The organism is Microbispora amethystogenes, assembly GCF_016863015.1.
GTDB classification, from domain to species: domain Bacteria; phylum Actinomycetota; class Actinomycetes; order Streptosporangiales; family Streptosporangiaceae; genus Microbispora; species Microbispora amethystogenes.
Genome location: NZ_BOOB01000001.1, coordinates 41,300 through 56,264, shown reverse-complemented (window position 1 = coordinate 56,264; position 14,965 = coordinate 41,300). Strand labels below are relative to the sequence as shown.

Here is a 14,965-nt window from a genome sequence, read left to right as displayed (position 1 = left end):
CGAGCCGAGGTGATCTACCCTTCCACACCGAAAGCGCTTGACGGCCGCGACTCCGTGGCATGTAGTGATACCGGTCGGTGACAAGAGGTCCAGGGGACTTCTTCCCGGGCCACCGGGATAGCCGACCCACTCACCCCCCGCCCCGGGCCGCCGAGACGCCACCCGTTCCCACGCGCTCCTTGGCATCACATGATCAGACCTGCTGAACCGACTTTGCCGGAGCCCTGGGACATAACCAGATCGTGGGAGAGGGGTAACAACACCCGCAGACCATGCTCGGATCCGGCACCTCGGCGCCCTCCAAACGCCCGAACCGATCTACAGAGAGCCATTTTCATCCTGATCATGCTGGTCAGGGTGGGCGTAGGGGGCGGGCGGGCCGGAGGAGTTGGGGGTGAGGTGAGGCTTCCGGTAAGACAGCAGTCGACCAAGATCCGATGCCCAATCGGAAGCCTCGATGCTGTCTTACAGTGACGATGTAGATGAACGCCTCCCGGCGAGGTCTGACCCACTGTCTTACTGACCTCGGGTCCTCAACGGGATCTGTCGGCCTCACTCGGGAGGCGTTCACCTGCACTCACCGACGCGACGGGGTGACCTCATAGGAGCCTGGCCAGAGGCCCCATCACTGTCTTGTCCGCCCGCCCGGCTGGTGCGTGCCGCCCTTTGTCAACGGCCATTTGGTTCGGTTCTGATCCAATTGTTGTGAGGCGTCACAGAGCGTTGCATGTGTTCAGTCCGCGTGAAGGATCTGGAGGCGGAGGAGGTCGAACGATGCGCGACCATAGCCGTCCCTTTTGATCCGTTTGATCCGATTTACGTTGCCTTCCACGCGGCCGGAGTTCCACTGCGTGCTCAATCCCGCCGTCACCGCGTCGAAGTCTTGGCGAATCCCGTTGACCAGGCTTTTCAAGGACGGGAAGCCGGTAGCTTCGGCCTGTTTGAGCCAGTCGGGCAGCCGGTGTCCGTCCAGGTCGACCATCATCTTCGCGAAGGACTCCACGCAGGCGGCGACACCCTCCAGTTCGGGACAGCGGGCCAGCAGTTGCTTCAACCGAAGCGTGGCGTTCTCGTCCAGGTGGTCGGGGTGGCTGGTGATCAAGTGGGTGGCGCGGCGGACGCTGAGCTGCTTGGCGACCTTGGGGGCGGGTCTCCCGCCGGCGCGGACACCCTGCAGGTGACGACGCACCGTGCGCTGGCTTCCGGCGTAGCCGCGTTCGCGGATCTCCTCGAAAAGGCGGGCGGCATCACTGCAGCCTTGGTTCCACCGTTCATGCAGGTAGGGCAGGAACGGGTCGACGCGCGAGCCGCGTCGGCCTCCCCGGGAGGGCGCCAGGTCCTCGGGGGTGGCGGCGTGGGCGTAGCGGCGCACAGTCTTGCGGTCCAGGCCGAGCGCTTCGGCGATCGCGCAGATCCCGACGCCCTTGGCCAGCAGCTCGTGCACGGCCGCATGCCTCTCCCGCCGCTTGCTGACCCGCACGCCTTCCCACTCGGTGAAAACGGTCGTGGAGACGGCCACCTTCGGCGCGGTAGACGTCGCCTGCGCCGGTTCGCCCTCGGCGGCAGGCTCGGGCAGGCAGGCGCGGTGTAGTACGACGCACTTGTCCACGGCGTCACACAAGTTCTTCCAGACATGAAAGCGATCCGCCACCTGGACGGCGCCTGGCGCGGCGGTCCGCACGGCCTCCGCATACGCTCCACCACGGTCGCGGCACACGATCTCGACCCCGGGATGCTCTCGCAGCCACGCGGACAGAGTGTCGGCAGTCCGGTCGGCCAGCACGTCCACCCGCTCGCCGGTCTCCATGTCCAGCAAGATCGTCGCATAGACATGCCCCTTCCTGATCGCGAAGTCGTCCACGCCAAGCACGCGCGGCGCCCTTATCCGCGGCTGTTCAGGCCGGCGGCGCAGCAGCCGCAGCAGTGTGTTGGAACTGACCGGGATCGCCAGGTAACTGCTGAGCCGCGCGGCCGGGCGACCGGCCAGTACCTGCATGAACCGCTCGAAGACACGCCGGAGCCGCGGGGTCCGGCGCGCGAACCGCTCGGTCAGCCCGTCGATCTGCTCGGTGAACGTTCGCCGCGAGCACGCGTCCACCCGGCAGCGGAAACGCTGCACCTCCAGGTCGATCACCGTCCGCCGTCCGGTCAGCGTCACGTCGTCCAGCCTGCGGCGATACCGCCCATGCCGGAGCCTGGACACGGCCCCGCAAGCCGGACACCTGGCCTCGGCCGTGGTCGTCCGGGCAGAGATGGTCACGGCCAGCCCGTCCGCCGTGACCTGCTCGACAGCCACGGACTCAAAGTGGCCGGAGAGGGGAGAGAACGCCTCACAGTCACACGCGCCAAGATCTTTCCGGATCAAGCGACGCTGTGTGACTGCCTCACAACAATTGGATCAGAACCGCTTTCCATGGCCGCCGTCACCCTTCCCCCAGAGGATGAGAACAGGACGGCGATGGCTTCCATTACACCTCAGGTCACCGGTCCCGGCGAGATCGTCGGCGGCGTCGACACCCACCGAGACACCCATACCGCCGCTGCGCTCGACAGCGCCGGACGGGTCCTGGCCACCGAGCAGTTCCCCGCTACCGCCACCGGATATGTCGCCCTACTGACCTGGTTGGGTACCTTCGGCACCCTGATGCTGGTCGGTATCGAAGGCACCGGCGCCTACGGTGCCGGCCTAGCCCGCTACCTGCACCGCCAGGGCGTGGCGATGGTGGAGGTCGACCGGCCCGACCGCAAGACCCGCCGCCGGCAGGGCAAATCCGACCCCGTCGACGCCGTGGCCGCCGCCCGGGCCGCACTCGCCCAGCACCGCACCGGCATCCCCAAGCAGCGCGACGGCCACGTGGAGGCCCTGCGCAACCTGCGCGTGGCCCGTCGCTCGGCCGTCGACCAGCGCGCTGATACCCAACGGCAAATCAAAGCCCTGATCGTCACCGCCCCCGAGCCGCTGCGCGATCAGCTGCGCGGCCTGACCGTCCGGCAACTGATCGTCACCTGCGCCGCCTGGCGCTGCGAGCGGGTCCACACCGGTGACCCCGCCACCGCGGGCAGGATCGCGCTGCGCGTTCTGGCCTTCCGCCATCAGCGGCTCACCGCCGAGATCACCGAACTCGACGAGCTGATCGCCCCGCTCATCGAGCAGATCAATCCCGCCCTGCTGAAATTGACCGGTGTCGGCCCTGACGTGGCCGGGCAGTTGCTGGTCACCGCCGGCGAGAATGCCGGGCGGCTGCGCTCAGAAGCTGCCTTCGCCATGCTCTGCGGGGTGACTCCGCTGCCGGCCTCCTCCGGCCGCACCGACCGCCACCGCCTCAATCGAGGTGGCGACCGCCAGGCCAACTGCGCTCTGCACCGCATCGTGCTGTGCCGGATGCGCTGGGACGGGCGCACCCGCGACTACGTCGCCCGTCGCACGAAGGATGGCCTATCAAAGCCAGAGATCATGCGGTGCCTCAAGCGGTATATCGCTCGGGAGGTCTATCGCGTTCTGATACCGCCCGCTACCACCTCAAGCGATCTTCAAACGGCGGCTTGACATCCATAGGAGCATCCCTGCCACGATTCCCCTGTCGAACCGAACCCTTGTCCGCCTGGCCGAGCTCATCCGTGCCCGCCGCGCCGAACGCCGCAGCCGGTGGCGGCGCCTGCAGCCCGGGCAGCAGGCGTTGCTGGTGCTGGCTCACCTGCGGAACGGGGACACCTACGCTCGCCCGGCGGCCGGCTTCGCGATCGGAACCACCACCGCCTGGAGGTACGTGCGTGAGTCGGTCGACCTGCTGGCCGCCCTGGCCGACGATGTGCAGGCCGCCGCACTCCGGGCCGCCCGGCTGGCCTACGCCATTCTCGACGGCACGCTCATCCCGACCGACCGCGTCGCCGACCAGAAGCCGTACTACTCGGGCAAGCACAAGCGCCACGGGATGAATGTCCAGGTCCTCGCCGATCCCGCCAGCCGCCTGGTGTGGGCCTCGCCTGCTCTGCCCGGGGCCGTGCACGACCTGACCGCAGCCCGCATCGTTGGCCTGATCGATGCGCTGACCGCCAACGGCGTCATGACCTTCGCCGACAAGGGCTACCAAGGCACGGGCGGCACGGTTCGCACCCCGTTCAAGCGTCACCGGCACCGCCCCCGGCTGTCGCGCGGGCAGAAGGCGGTCAACCGCGCCCACGCCCGCATCCGAGCCCTCGGCGAACGCGCCATCGCGACCCTGAAAGCGTGGAAGCTGCTGTCGAAGCTCCGCTGCTGCCCTCACCGCGCCACCACGATCGTGCAGGCCATCCTCGTCCTGCAAGCCATCGAAGGCGACCGCTACTCAGGATGAAAAAGGCTCAGATGTAGTGACTGGCTGCATCCCCACCCGCTCGCGGCGTAATCGCTGCTCGGTGGTCAGGCCACAGCCATCTGGAGACAGTATCCCACGGTAGAGCCGCGACGGCATTTCCCAGCTCGCACCGAACCGAGGCCAGCCGTCAAACCAACCCTCATATCATGGCAGTAATTGTGTGATGTATTTCATAGTCGATGATTACGCTTGACGATCGTTGTGCCATGTGTATCGAAATGTCCGATCGTACTGGGTGGCCGTGCGGTGGCGATCGGGTTTGACTTAAAAAATGGTAACGCTACGTCACTCGCTGCATGCGTGGAGCCATGCCGGCCTGCATCTCCGAAATGTCTCCCACTATCACATCTTGCCACAAATAAAGCGTTGATGATAGAAGATCGTTTGGCATTCACACGACCACCACTGAGGTACATGTGAGAAAGCAAGGCAACTTCCATTGGGCGGTTAACAGCCAATGGCAAGCGATACCAAAAACAAGGCTCCTCGCCCTGGTCGCGGCCATGTCGCTCCTGGCCGACGGCGTTGTGCCCGCTGCGGCGGAAGACGGACAGGCAACTCAGAGCGCAACTCCAGAGACCGCGTCTCCTCCCTTGACTACTTTCCCGAAGCCCGCTGATCCCAATGCGCCGCTGAGGGAAGCTCTCGCGGAAGCGAAGAAGCAGGGCAAACCCGTTCAGGTGACGGCGGTTGACAGCGAGACGAGTTGGACGTGGGCGTACCCGGACGGCCGTCTGACGACCCAGTCGTGGGCGGGCCCGCGAAGGGTCAAGCAGCCGGACGGAACGTTCCGCTGGATCGACACCACCCTCGAAGAACGCGACGGAGCTCTTCAGCCGAAGGTGGCGCGGGCTGACGTACGGGTAAGCGCGGGTGGCGACACCCACCTCGCTGCTCTGGAACGTGCCGACAAGAAGCAGTCGTTCGCTATCGAGTGGCCGGACACACTTCCCCAGCCCCGGATCGAGGGCAACAAGGCGATTTACGACATCTCCCGGCCGGGAATGAAGGCCGATCTGGTGGTGACCGCCTTAGCCTCTGGATTCCGGCATGATGTGGTCCTACGCGAGCGTCCGACGGTGCCCGTGAAGTTCCGGCTCCCGATCCGTACGACCGGACTGTCCCTGACCGGGACGAAGTCGGGCGGGCTCCAGCTCACCGACGGCAAGGGGAAGACGGTGGCCGCCGCGGCCAAGCCGTTCATGACCGAAGGCCCGAGCGCCGATGCCAGGACAGCCCCGAACATGCGTGGCGATGTGGACGCGCAGGTGATCGGCAAAGCCGGCGCTCAGACGCTGGTAATCACTCCGGATGCGAAGTTCCTCGCGGACAAGGACACCACTTATCCCCTGACGGTGGACCCAACCGTGTCTCTGACCGCGACCAGCGACGCGTGGGTGCAGTCAAGAACAGGGGTCGCGGATTCCACCGGCGCGGAGCTGAACGTCGGAACGGGCACGTATTGGCAGTCCGAGCGGAAATGCTCCGGCAGCGTCTGCACGTACACCAATAAAATCTATCCGAACTTCCTGCGGAGTTACGTGAAGTTCGAGGACAGCAGCGCCTACCTCGGCAAATACATCGACTCCGCCAACATCCAACTGGTCGGCTACTACACCGGCGCCTGCTCGAACGCGGTGCTCACCGCATCCGCGATCACCTCCGCGTGGAACACGAGCGGACTGTCGTGGGGCTCTCTCCCGCCGGTCACCTCGGCGGGCACGGTCACGACGCAGCCCTCCTGCGATTCGGGGATCATCACCAACACCATCGACGTCACTCAGATGGCGAAGGCATGGGCAGGCGGCACCCCCAATTACGGCGTGGAGCTGAAGTCGAACGAGGATCCCCGCAGCACCTGGCCGGATGACCCCAATCCAGTCACCGCCAAGTACTGGTCGTTCGACTCTGTCGAGTCCGGGCAGAGCCCTCCTCGGCTGAGCGTGACCTATCTCCTGCCGCCGGAGATTCCGACGGTGACGGGAGAGTCGATCGACTCGATTGTCGGGAACGATGCCATCTCCCGTACCAGCGACATCAAAATCAACTACTCCTCGACCTCCATCGACGGGAAGAAGCTCGACTACCTGGTGTCGATCTCCGACCCGACGACGCCGATCCCGGTTCCGACCACCGCTGCGTCACCGAGCCCCAGCCCGTCTCCCTCTCCGTCCCCGTCCCCGTCCCCGACGAGCACGGCCGTGCCCGGCCTGGTCGCGGCGTACGGGATGAACGAGGGCACCGGAACGGCGGTGGCTGACCAGTCCGGCACGGGCAACGTGGGCACGGCGAGCGGTACGGCCTGGGCTGGCGGCAAGTTCGGCCAGGCACTGTCGTTCAACGGCACCTCCAGCAGGGTGACCGTGAACAACTCCGCCTCGCTGCAGCTCACCAACAAGATGACCATCGAGGCGTGGGTCAAGCCTTCCAGCGTCAGCGGATACCGCACGGTCATCATGAAGGAGGCGTCGGACGATGCGGCCTACGCCCTTTACTCCAGCATCAACGGTGGCTTCTTCCCTGGAATGGGGATGTCCGGACCCACGAGCTACCTGCAGATCGGCGGAAGCATCGCCAGCGTCACCGGTCCGACCACCCTGTCGACGAATACCTGGAGCCATATCGCCAGCACCTACGACGGAACGGTCATCAAGACCTACGTCAACGGCGCGGTGGTCGCCCAGAGCAATGTCAGCGGCAACCTCGCATCAAGCACCGCGCCTCTGCGTATCGGAGGCAACAGCATCTTCGGTGAATACTTCAGCGGGTTGATCGACGAGGTCAGGATCTACAACGTCGCCCTCACCCAGGGACAGATCCAGTCCGACATGACCACGGCAGTCGGTACGACACCGGCGGTGGACAACCCACCTTCGGCCCCCGGAACCCTGGCTGCCGTCTCCGGACCCGACACCGTGGACCTGGCATGGGGAGCGGCGACCGATGACCACGGCGCCGTCACCTACCAGGTGCACCGCTCGACGACGGCCGGCTTCACCCCGACGGCGGCCACCCGCATCGCCAAAGTAAGCGGACTCACCTACAGCGACAGCGGTATGGTCCAGGGCCGCTACTACTACAGGGTCATTGCGGTGGACAGCGCCGGCCAGACCGGCCCGGCGTCCAACGAGGTCGCGGCCTTGACCTCCGCACAGCTCTTCCCACCGATCTCCAGCACACTGTCGGGGCAGGTGATCAGAAGCGAGTTCAAACTCGGCAGCCCGGACAGCTTCAAGTTCAAGATCAAGGTCTGCCTGACCGGGGTCACGCCGCGGATCTGCAATGAGACGCCCTTCTACCGGATCACCTCCGACGCCCCTCATCTCCCGGCCGACCTGGCCACTGGCACGGAGGAACCGCTCAACCCGACCTTGTCCGGCATCGTCTCCCGCCCGTCGGGCGGCCCGGTGAAGGGCCGTTTCTATCTGTACCAGGCGGACGGCACACCGCTCGGCCCCGTCCCTCTGGCGGAGGGCGAGGTCTCCGGCGGTGAGCGGCTGACCGCGCGGGTACCGGACGGCTTGATCGCCGAGGACGGCTCCTACTACTGGCAGATGGACGCCTGCCTGGCGGAGATCTGCACACCGAAGACCGCGCCCGTACCCTTCGGCGCACCGGTCCCCGAACCGGAGTCACCGCCGACCCAGCAGGTCACCCTGTCCGGTAACGCGCTGACCATCCGCTCGGCCTCGGCCTCGGCAACCGCCTGCGGGGGCGCGCCCTGCCCGCTCACTCCGTCCGCCACCCAGGTGGGCGGTGCGGGAGCGGCCCGCAAGGTGTCGCTGATCAAGGCCGACATGAGCTCACTTCCGCCGGGAGCCTTGATCACCTCCGCGGTGCTGGACCTCGGCGGCGCGACCTGCGACGGACCATGCCCCAACAGCCAGGTGATTGCGGCCCACTTCAAGAAGAACGAACTGGAGGAGAACCCGACCGGGTCCGCGCTCGTGGCGGATCTGGTCCAGCAGTCGCAGCAGCAAGTGCAGGTCGGCACCCCGGAGATCGACGTCACCGCGAACGCGAATGGCTGGCGGCACGAGGCGCCGGACGAGACCTTCATCGACCCCGGTGTGGCAGTGCTCTCCGACGAGAATGTCCCTCCGGTCGAGCTCGGCGGGAGCGGGGCGAGCCGCCCCACCTCACTACGGGTGACCTACCGCCCGGCAGGGCCACCCGGGATCATCCCCAGGATCGACGTCCGGCAGGGCGACGGCGGAGCACTGCTCCGGTGGGCGCGCCCGGACGACCTCGGCGCGGACACCGACATTCAGAACTTCGACCTGGAGGTGTTGGACGCAGGGAACACGGTCGTCCGATCCTTGACTGTCAGCGAAGCCACGGTCATCGTCGGCGGGCTCACCAACGGCGCCACCTACCGATTCCAGGTCCGCACCCGCACGCCGTTCGGCGTCGGCCCGTGGAAGGTGTCGGCCAACACCGTCCCGCAGGCCGTTCCCGGCGGCCCGGCCGCCTACCAGGACGCGGTCGGCGAGTACGCCGAGGCTCGGCAGAGCCTGCTCGACAAGCGGACAGAGAACACTGGGGAAGCTGTCGAGGATGCCACTCAAGCGGCCAAGATCGAGCCCATGTTGTACGCGCGACAGCAGGACCTGAGCGCCACGGGAGTTGAGGACCGTGCCACCGACGGCGTGGGACTCGCCGACACCCTGGTGTCAAAGCTGGATAACAACACCGTCGTGGTGCGCTCGGCCGTGACCGGGACCACCGTGTACGACGGCCAGGGTGATCCGGTCGAGAACGAGTGGACCACCGCGGAGGACTTCGTCTTCGCCGCAGACGCGAACGGCAACGGCCAGCTCAAGTTGAGCGGCGAGAAGAGCGCGTCCGCTGTAGACGCTATGGTGGCGGGCAACTCGTCACAGATCAATGCCTGGGCCGGTGGCGTGGCGCCGGATCCGGTTACCGAAATGCCGCCAGTGGACGATAGTACCGCGGATCCCCCAGCCCTCGCCCGGACTCTGGCTGCGAGGGTGCTGACCCGGCGGGAGCAAGCCTCCCTCTGGGCCGTGCTAAGTGTCGGCCCGGCCACCAACAGGGGCTGGGAGTATGCCAACGACTGCGCCAACTTCGTGTCCAAGGCACTGGCCCGGGGCGGCAAGTTCCGCCAAATCCACATCGCTAAGTGGTTTGGCTGGCTCGACCGGCGAAGCGAAGCCTCCTGGTGGGAACGCGGCTGGACAGATGACTCCTTCACCTTCTCAGCGGCGCACAAGAATTACGAGCACTTCTTGTGGCAACGCTTCGGGCGGGACGAGGAAACTCGGGCCACCGTCTCGGCCACATACACGCCAACGGACTCGCGGCTTTCCAACGTCAAGATCGGTGACACGATCTACTTCCTGAACAGAAAGACCGGCGAGTACACCCATATGGGAATAGTCACTGACGTGAAAGGACCCCCTCCGATCAACATCAAGCAGGTGTACTTCGCGCAGCACGGCGGAGATCAGGGCACGGGTTCTGGTCCCTTCATGAATCTCGGGGAGCGGTTCAAGGTCAAAGAGTTCAGCGGATTGGTGTTCGGCCGTGTCGCATGGTAGTGGCATTCGCCGGGCGCTGCTGGTGCTCGTCCTGATTCCAGTGCTGGCCGGCTGCTGGTGCGGGCAGGTGGTCAGGCGGGAGGTGCCGGTTCCGCCCGCCTCGGCCAGGCCGGAGGAGGTGGTGCGCGCCTACATCGATGCCCTGCTCGGCAAAGACGCGGAGACCGTTCGCGCCGTCATGGTGCCGGAAACGGATTTCGACAACGAGTTCAACAATCCAATCGGTGCGTTCCGGAACTGGATTTCGGCGAGTGACATCACGATCGACGAGTCGTACTCTGACCCCTGCCCGGCGGGCGAGAAGTGCCGGAGGATGAATGTCACCATGGGGCTGTGCGAGGTCAATAGCGGGTCGTACCCCGACGGTGACTTCGCTCAGAGCTTCGGAGTGCGGTATGTGAAGGACCGGTGGCTCGTGACCGGGTTCGGGAGCGGCTGACCGAGACCGACGGCCGTGATCCCCTCGGGGGTCACGGCCATTCGGGATGTGTCATGCGCCGCCTTTCGCCACCGATCACGGCGGCGATGGCATGTTTAAGACCAGTTCCCGGTCGAGAAGGCGGGCCGGGTCGAGATCATCGCCAAGGCGACAGGCAACGGTCAGCGAAATGGTCGCTCGTACCAGGCTGCGGTCAGTCGAGCCAGACGTATTGTCGGTCCCGGCCGATAGGTTCGGGATGCCGCGCCGGTCTGTCTACCGGCGCCACCTGACCTGAAGGGATCGTCATCATGGCGAAGATCATCTCTACGCTGTTCATCTCGGCCGACGGGGTGGCCGAGATCGACCCCGCCTGGCACTTCCCGTACTTCGACGAGAACATGGGCCGTTCCGTCGGTGAGGACTACGACACCGCCGACGTGCTGCTCATCGGGCGCGAGACCTATGACAGCTTCGCCGGCGCCTGGCCCGGCCGCGAGGCCGCGGGCGGGGACGACGCATCGTTCGCCAAGCAACTCGGGGACATGCGCAAGGTGGTCGTCTCGCGCCAGCCGCTGGAGTTCTCCTGGCGCAACTCCGAGCTGGTCAAGGGCGATCTCCTCGACGCCGCCGCCGCACTCAAGGCCGACGCCGGCATCAGAGGCATCCTCATCCCGGGGTCCATCTCCGTCGTGCAGCAACTGCTCGCCGCGGGCCTGGTCGACGAGGTGCGCCTGCTGGTGCATCCGGTGGCGGCGCGTAAGGGCCGCAGGCTGTTCGACGACGGCGACGCGCCGTACCACCTGAAGGTGACGGCGACGGAGGTGTTTCCGACGGGCGTGATCCGTGTGATCTACTCGCCGACCGCGGCACCTGCCAAGGTCGGCTACGACGAGATCAAGGACCAGGTACCTGAAGGAAAATAGCGGCCTGCGCGGGGAGGATCGGGGGATCGTCCACCGGCCGCTGCTCACCGGATGACGTTGTCCGGCCGGTCGAGCCAGACGTGTTGGCCTTCCGGGGTGACGGTCAGCCCGAACACTCCCCGCCGGGTAGGCGTTGGTCCCACAGCATCATGTAACTCGCCCCGCGCCGGGGAGAACCGTCCGATCGCGACGCCGTTCCGTCCTACGGTGAGCACCGCCTTGTGGCCGGGTTCTAGCCCAGGCCTCCAGGGGAAGACGACGATGCGCCCGGCGAGCTCGCTGCACAGAGCGTCGATCCGGTGCCGGACGCTCATTTGCCGTGCCGCCCGGCGCGGTTTCCGCGGACCTCCGGGAATCACCAGGGGACGACGCCCTCGTCGTTGAAGAAGCCGCCGCGTGGCCCGTCGTCGGGCAGGGTGGCGAGCCGGATCGCGATCGCGGCACCCTGCTCGGGCGTCCGCGGCGCGTTGAAGCCGGTGAAGTCGGTCGCCACATAGCCGGGGCAGCAGGCGTTCACAATGACCTTCGTGTCGGCGAGCTGGCGGGCGTACTGGGTCGTGATGCCGTTGAGCATCGTCTTCGACGGCGCGTACGCGGCCAGGATCGGGCCGGTCTGCAGCGTCAGCGAGCCCATCGTGCTCGACATGTTGACGATGCGCGGCGCGTCCGCGCGGCGGAGCAGCGGGAGCATCGCGTTCGTCACCCGCACGACCCCGAAGACGTTCGTGTCGAGGACGGTGCGGACGACATCGAGGTCGAGCGTCGTCGGATCCTGCGCGCCACCGTCCATCCGGCCGGAGATGCCCGCGTTGTTGACGAGCACGTCGAGCCGGCCCGCCGTCCGCTCGATCGTCTCCGCCGCCGCGGTGACGCTGTCGTCGGAGGTGACGTCGAGGGCGACCCCGAACGCGTCGACGCCCTCGGCACGCAGCCGCTCGACGGCCTCCTTGCGCCTGACGTCGTCGCGCGCCCCCACCGCCACCGTGAAGCCGATCGCCCCGAGACCCTGGGCGATGGCGAAGCCGATTCCCTTGTTCGCGCCGGTCACCAGCGCGGTCTTCCTGTCGTTCACCCGATCCATGCTCGCGAGCCCGCACGCGTGTCGTCCAACACCGTCTGAGTGGGCTGTGATACTCGGCAGGTATCAGCCGGTAGGCTCCGCCCGTGGACAACCTCGAGACCCGCGAACTCCGGTATTTCGTCGCCGTCGCCGAGGAACTGCACTTCGGGCGTGCCGCCGACCGGCTCGGGATCGCACAGCCGCCGCTCTCGCGCGCGATCGGCCAGCTGGAACGGCGGCTCGGCGTCCGGCTTCTCGATCGGAACCGTCGTGGAGTGGCGCTCACCGACGCCGGCCGGGTGCTGCTCCGCGAGGCCGGCACGGCCCTCGACACGGTGGCGGCCGCCGCGCGCCGGACACGGCGGGCCGGTGATCCGAAGCGGCCGCTGGTGCTCGCGTCGAAGGCCGGGGCGTCCCACGAGTTGCTGCAACGGCTCCTCGACGCGTACGCGAGAGAGCCCGGCGCGGCACCGGTCGAGGTCCTCCTGTGCGAGGTCGGCGAGCAGGCGGGCCTGCTCCGCGACGGACGCGCCGACGTGGCACTCATGCACCGGCCGTACGACGACCTCGCCGGGTTCGACACCGAGGACCTCCACGTCGAGGGCCAGGTCGCGATCCTTCCCGCGGCGCATCCGCTCGCGTCCCGCGATCGGCTCACTCTGGCGGACGTCCACGACGTGCCGGACCTGCCGATCGCCCGGTGGCCACGGCTGGACGGGTCCTACCCGGACGGGCCCGGCCCGGAGGTGCACACCCAGTCGCAACTCGCCCAGCTCGTGGCGCTCGGCAGGACGCTGCTCGTCATCCCGGCCTCCAGCCGTGCCTGGCAGTGGCCCGAACACGTCGCGGTGCCCGTCGTCGACGCGCCGGACGTCACCACGGTGATCGGATGGCCGCCGAACAGTCGCTCACCGGCGGTCGCGTCACTCGTCCGCTGCGCGGCCCGGCTCCGCGACACCGCGCCGGCCGGACAGTCCGCCTGAGTCCGGCTCCGGGGTGTTCACGTGGTCTTCTCCGCTTCGCGGCGCACGTACGCCTCGATCCGGTCGAGCGCCCCGGCCCAGACCTCCTGCACGAAGAAGTCCCGCATCTCGGGCGCCGGGAACCCGCTCTGCACCACCGTCAGGAGCGTTCCGCCGTCGCGCTCCTCGAACGTGACCTCGATCGTGGTCGTCATGGTCATGCCGTCCGGGCTGGTCCCGGTGGATTCGGTGACCAGGCGGTGCGGGCGGTCGATGACCAGGAAGGTCTGCGTCTCCCGGAACAGGGTGTCGGGATCCGGCCCCCACACCGCGGTCTGCCGGCCGCCGACGCGCAGGTCGACCTCGATCTCGACGATGCCGGGCTTCTCGTCGAGGATGCTGAACCAGATCTTCTGCTTCTCGGCATCCGTGTAGGCGTCGAAGACCTCCGCCGGGCTCGCCGGGATCACGCGGGCCACGCGCAGCTGAGCGGTATCGATGTCGTGGGTCACTGCTCGGTCTCCTTGTTGAGGGTGAAGTAGGCGTCGAGGCCGTCGAGCCGGCGCTCCCAGAGCCGCTGGTAGAACCGAATCCAGGACATCGCGTCCTCCAGGCGCTCGGTTCCCAGGCGGCACTGCCGTGCGCGTCCGACCTTCTCCGTGACGACCAGCCCGGCGTTCTCCAGGACGTGTACGTGCTTCTTCATACCGGTGAGCGACATGCCGAACGGTTCGGCCAGCTCGCCGATCGAGGCGGGGCCCTGCCCGAGCCGTACGAGGATCTGCCGTCGTGTCGCGTCCGCGATGGCCGCGAACGTACGATCGAGGACTTCATGCTGAACCATATGGTTCACCATAGTTCACTGAACCACTTGGTGCAATAACCTTCCGCCCGCTCCGACGTACGGCGGCCCCGAGGCGCGCGCCTCGGACCTCGGGGCCGACGCTTGGCCCGCCTGCCGCCAACGGGGGAAGCGCGGCAGGCGGGCCGATCAGACGGGCGGCCTCCCCCTTGAAGCCCCCTCAGGCTGGGGAGGCCGCCCAGCCCCGCCGGTCGTGGCCACCCGCACCCGGCAGGGCGGCTCAGCGGGCGGACCCGAGCAGCAGCGCCTGCCACATCTCGTGGACGCGGCAGGTGACCAACCGCTCGGTCTCGCGCACCTTCGGCGTGCCCTTCGTGCGATCGGTCCGGCGGATGAACATCAGTCCCCCGGCCGCGCACAGCTCATAGGACACGTCCCGACAGTCGTCGCACGTGTGCCGGATGACCCGCACACTCGCGGTACGGCGGGCCTCCGGCAGCCACCGCAGCCGTACGCAGTCAGGCTGCTCCGGCGGCAGATGCAGACCCGGACACGACAACAGAAGCTCATCCGGGTCCGATCGCCGACCGCTCACGGACAGGCCGGCTGTGCCGTGCCGTCCCTCGCCGACGGGCTCTCCGGCTGCTCGGCGATGGCCTCCTGCTCCGCGATGGCCCGGCACAGCTCAGGCAGGTCATCGCCGTCGACCGTACGGCATGCCCCCGCGTCCTCGGCGGCGCCGGGAAACGGCCGCTCCCGGCTGGCCCACAGCCGTCCGACGTCGCTGTGCATGATCCTCCACCCGGCGTACCCCGATCCGGAGGAAACCGCTCCATGGTTGCTCATTGGTTCAGGACCAACCCTCCTGATCCAGGACCCGT

Annotated in this window: 12 protein-coding genes; 6 read left to right on the top strand and 6 right to left on the bottom strand. The window is 67.3% G+C overall.

Annotation, left to right across the window (positions count from 1 at the left end):
* Positions 1-733: 733 nt before the first annotated feature.
* Complete coding sequence (locus Mam01_RS00260; protein WP_204283207.1) at positions 734-2,296, bottom strand: ISL3 family transposase; 1,563 nt, start codon at positions 2,294-2,296, stop codon at positions 734-736.
* Between the two features lie 162 nt (positions 2,297-2,458).
* On the opposite strand from Mam01_RS00260, the gene Mam01_RS00255 reads away from it, so the two are divergent.
* From Mam01_RS00255 to Mam01_RS00235, 5 genes are all read left to right on the top strand, one after another.
* Complete coding sequence (locus tag Mam01_RS00255) at positions 2,459-3,547, top strand: IS110 family RNA-guided transposase (RefSeq protein WP_204283340.1); 1,089 nt, start codon at positions 2,459-2,461, stop codon at positions 3,545-3,547.
* Between the two features lies 1 nt (position 3,548).
* Positions 3,549-4,334, top strand: coding sequence for a transposase family protein (locus tag Mam01_RS00250; protein ID WP_204283339.1), 786 nt, complete (start codon positions 3,549-3,551; stop codon positions 4,332-4,334).
* Between the two features lie 437 nt (positions 4,335-4,771).
* A complete protein-coding gene (locus tag Mam01_RS00245; RefSeq protein ID WP_204283205.1) occupies positions 4,772-9,916 on the top strand; it encodes a LamG-like jellyroll fold domain-containing protein in 5,145 nt (1,714 codons plus the stop codon).
* Positions 9,917-9,938: 22 nt separating this feature from the next.
* Positions 9,939-10,355, top strand: coding sequence for a hypothetical protein (locus tag Mam01_RS00240; protein ID WP_204283203.1), 417 nt, complete (start codon positions 9,939-9,941; stop codon positions 10,353-10,355).
* Positions 10,356-10,645: 290 nt separating this feature from the next.
* Positions 10,646-11,260, top strand: a complete 615-nt coding sequence (locus tag Mam01_RS00235) for a dihydrofolate reductase family protein (RefSeq protein WP_204283201.1) — start codon at positions 10,646-10,648, stop codon at positions 11,258-11,260.
* A 355-nt stretch (positions 11,261-11,615) separates the two neighbouring features.
* Here Mam01_RS00235 and Mam01_RS00230 read toward each other — a convergent pair whose 3' ends face one another.
* Positions 11,616-12,341 carry an SDR family oxidoreductase gene (locus tag Mam01_RS00230; protein ID WP_204283199.1) on the bottom strand — a complete coding sequence of 242 codons (726 nt, stop codon included), beginning with the start codon at positions 12,339-12,341 and terminating at the stop codon, positions 11,616-11,618.
* 83 nt (positions 12,342-12,424) lie between these two features.
* On the opposite strand from Mam01_RS00230, the gene Mam01_RS00225 reads away from it, so the two are divergent.
* A complete protein-coding gene (locus Mam01_RS00225) occupies positions 12,425-13,303 on the top strand; it encodes a LysR family transcriptional regulator (RefSeq protein ID WP_204283197.1) in 879 nt (292 codons plus the stop codon).
* A gap of 17 nt (positions 13,304-13,320) precedes the next feature.
* On the opposite strand, the gene Mam01_RS00220 is transcribed toward Mam01_RS00225, so the two are convergent.
* From Mam01_RS00220 to Mam01_RS00205, 4 genes are all read right to left on the bottom strand, one after another.
* Positions 13,321-13,794 (bottom strand): SRPBCC family protein, encoded by a 474-nt coding sequence (locus Mam01_RS00220; protein WP_204283195.1) that lies wholly within the window; start codon positions 13,792-13,794, stop codon positions 13,321-13,323.
* On the bottom strand, positions 13,791-14,126 hold the full coding sequence (locus Mam01_RS00215; protein ID WP_204283193.1) for an ArsR/SmtB family transcription factor: 336 nt from the start codon (positions 14,124-14,126) through the stop codon (positions 13,791-13,793). The genes Mam01_RS00220 and Mam01_RS00215 overlap by 4 nt, the downstream gene beginning before the upstream one ends.
* Before the next feature lie 238 nt (positions 14,127-14,364).
* Positions 14,365-14,643, bottom strand: a complete 279-nt coding sequence (locus tag Mam01_RS00210; RefSeq protein ID WP_204283191.1) for a hypothetical protein — start codon at positions 14,641-14,643, stop codon at positions 14,365-14,367.
* A gap of 32 nt (positions 14,644-14,675) precedes the next feature.
* Positions 14,676-14,876, bottom strand: a complete 201-nt coding sequence (locus Mam01_RS00205) for a hypothetical protein (protein ID WP_239100908.1) — start codon at positions 14,874-14,876, stop codon at positions 14,676-14,678.
* Positions 14,877-14,965 lie beyond the last annotated feature (89 nt).